Annotated in this window: 4 protein-coding genes; all 4 read left to right on the forward strand. The window is 46.5% G+C overall.

Annotation, left to right across the window (positions count from 1 at the left end):
* The first annotated feature begins 195 nt into the window (after window positions 1–195).
* The gene (locus WBA89_RS07860) at window positions 196–435 is read left to right on the forward strand and encodes a hypothetical protein (protein ID WP_424405369.1); all 240 of its coding nucleotides are present in this window, start codon (window positions 196–198) and stop codon (window positions 433–435) included.
* A 203-nt stretch (window positions 436–638) separates the two neighbouring features.
* Window positions 639–1313 carry a Coq4 family protein gene (locus WBA89_RS07865; RefSeq protein WP_424405371.1) on the forward strand — a complete coding sequence of 225 codons (675 nt, stop codon included), beginning with the start codon at window positions 639–641 and terminating at the stop codon, window positions 1311–1313.
* Between the two features lie 47 nt (window positions 1314–1360).
* Window positions 1361–2035, forward strand: coding sequence for a Coq4 family protein (locus WBA89_RS07870; RefSeq protein ID WP_424405373.1), 675 nt, complete (start codon window positions 1361–1363; stop codon window positions 2033–2035).
* A 168-nt stretch (window positions 2036–2203) separates the two neighbouring features.
* Window positions 2204–2953: an STAS/SEC14 domain-containing protein gene (locus tag WBA89_RS07875; RefSeq protein ID WP_424405375.1), complete on the forward strand. Its 750-nt coding sequence runs from the start codon at window positions 2204–2206 to the stop codon at window positions 2951–2953.
* The last annotated feature ends 183 nt before the right edge of the window (window positions 2954–3136 follow it).

Raw genomic sequence — 3136 nt, forward strand, 5'->3', positions numbered from 1 at the left:
CCTGGATGCCGTTGTGTGGTGCCATTATCTTCGGCTTGCTTGCCGCCACGCTGATTGCGTTGGTGGTTATTCCTTGCCTGTATCTTCTGTTCACACCCAAAACTGAAAACTTAGATTCAGAGTTGACATAAAACCGTTTGTTCGTGTCCAAATTAAAAAAGATTCTGCCAAGCCGCCTTTGAGCCAAGATCCAGCATGGCAATCATTCATCTTAGCGCCGCCCCAAGTGCTAGAGGGGTTGATGCCTTTGGTGACAACAGTATTACCATCCGGCTTTGGATTCGCACAGCGCCACGACAGCAATGGATCGTCGATCGCCAGTTTCGACTGCGCTTAAAAAAAGCCTTCGACCGCGAAGGTCTTTCAATGCCTTTCCCACAGCGGTTTGTATGGTTTGAAAATCCCTTGACTCAAATAAAACCGGGCACACGCTAATTCAGACTCAGTAAATCTGTAGAGAATGCAACAACGCTGCACTTGACAGATAGGTCTTTGGTTGATATGATATGACTGTGCAGTCACATAGCTGAATAGTCACCTTACTCAAGCACTTCTCATTCTAGTCGTACAAGGCAATTCTTCATCTGCCGCTAACGCGACTGCATAACGCATCAAAGACATTTCAGAAGGTAACAATCATGGCTAATATCAAACGCTTCATCAAAGCAATTAAAGACTATTACACATCCGGACAGACTGGAGACATCGCCTTTCTCAAATTTGAAGTTTTTGGGATGAGTGCTAATCCCGCTATTGTGGCTCAAATGCAAGACCTTGCAGGCTACTATCCCAGCATTGATATCGAGCAACTTCGCCAGCTTCCTGAAGGCACCTTGGGCTATGAGTATGCCCAACATATGTTGAAAAACGGGATTCAACCGTTAGAAATCAGCGACGATTTGCAGGCAGAAGCCGATCGCAGTCCGTTCGCGCTGCGCTACACCGTTACCCATGACATCTTTCATGTGTTGCTAGGGTTTGATACCAGTTATGCAGGCGAAATGGGTGTAGCAGCATTTACGATCGCCCAAGACTACAGCAAGCTTCTCAACGCCTTTGGGCCTGTGATGACAACCCTATATCCACTGATTTTTCGCGCTCAAAGTCAGCAGATGCGCGCCAATATTCGCAGAGGCAAAGCCCTCGGCAAACAGGCAGAATGCTTGTTGAGCTATCGGTTTGAAGAAGACTGGGCGCGTCCGATCGCTGATATTCGCGCTGAGTTAGGGCTGATTTTGAAAGAGAGCGAATTCGCAGGCACACAAACTGGAAATGCAGCTAAAGGTCAAATTCAACAAACAATCGCAGCTTAAATCCGAGCAATCTTTCCAACCTATAAAAACTATAAAAGGTCATCATCATGGCAACCATCAACCGCTTCATCAAAGCATACAAAGACTACTTCACAAAAGGAGAAACCGGAGACGCTGCGCTGCTCGAATCTGAACTGTACGGATGGGGTACAAATCCTGACCTGCTGGTGCAACTACAGGACGTTTCAGGTTACTATCCCACCATCGATTTAGCAGAACTCAATCAACTTCCTGAAGGCACATTGGGCTATGAGTACGCCCAGCATATGCACAAAAACGGGATTCAACCGTTAGAAATCAGCGATGATTTGCGGATAGAAGCCTCGCGTCATCCGTTCGCACTGCGGTACACCGTCACCCACGACATCTTTCATATTTTGCTGGGGTTTGATACCAGCTATCCCGGTGAAGCGGGCGTGTTTGCCTTTACTGTAGGTCAGAACTACACCAAAGCCCTGAATCTGGTTTACCCCCTAATCAAGTTGATCTTTTTAATCATCAAGCCGAGGCAAGCTCAGGCGATTTTTGCCAGTGCCCGCAGAGGTAAGGAACTGGGTGAGCAGGCAACCTGTTTACTGACTTATCGGTTTGAGGAAAATTGGACACGTGCGATCGCTGATATTCGCTCTGAGTTAGGGCTGGTTTTAGCAGACGAGCAGCTTGAAAGACAACCAAAGAAAGCAACCGCCCAAATTCTATCTCAAGAAGGTGTTGCCATTTAACACTCTAAAATCAACTACGTAAAAACACCATAACCACAACTTATACCAATTTCATAAAGTTATGCTACTACCGACAGTTTGACTCCCCCCCTTTATAAGGGGGGGTTGGGGGGGGGTAGATATGTAGCGCTATTTTATCAATTTGGTATTAACTAAAGGAGACATCTGATGATTGAGTACAGAAATAACCCCAACAACAACATTGTCGAACTCACGGTTGAAGGCAAAATTACTGAAGCAGATTTCGATCGAGTCGTTACTCAGATGAAGGCTGACATTGAAAATCACAGCAAGCTGAGGCTGCTGGAAGAAATTCGTAGTTTTGAGGGCATGGATTTAATCGCGCTCTGGAAAGATGCTCAGTTTGGGCTGAACCATGTGAACGATTTCACTCATGTGGCGGTGGTTGCAGATGCGGAATGGGTTCGCACAATTTCCGCTGCGGCTGGCAACATTTTGTCTGCCAAGGTGAAGGCATTCGAGCGATCGCAAATTGAGGAAGCCCGTGCGTGGCTGTTGACAGCACCTGTGCAGTCACCTACGTCCACTGAAAAGTCAGGGCTGAAGTACAAGAACAATGAAAATAACAACATTGTCGAAATTGTTGTGGAAGGCAAAATCACCGCAGCAGATTTTGAGCATCTCATTGCTAAGGCGGATGCTGACTTTGCTAAGCATAACAAGCTGCGAGTCTTAGAAGAAATCCGTAATTTTGAAGGGATAGACCCGATGGCGCTCTGGAGTGATTTGCAGCAGATTCGACGCATCAACGATGTCACCCACGCAGCGATCGTAGTTGACGCGAAATGGTTGCAAACCATCGCTGAGGCTGCAAGCGGCATTTATCCTTTCAAGATGAAGGTGTTTGAGCGATCTCAAATTGAAGCTGCTAGAACCTGGCTAGCCACGGCTCAGTAAAGAGACTCATCGTGACAGTCTACAAAAATCATGCCGATAGTAATACCAAATTCATAAAATAGCGCTACATATCTACCCCCCCCAACCCCCCCTTATAAAGGGGGGGAGTCAAACTTTCGGTAGTAGCATAACTTTATGAAATTGGTATAACATTGTTGACAGGACTTAGGGCTTGCTGAATAA

This window comes from Microcoleus sp. (assembly GCF_049646505.1).
Taxonomy (GTDB): Bacteria; Cyanobacteriota; Cyanobacteriia; order Cyanobacteriales; family Microcoleaceae; genus Microcoleus.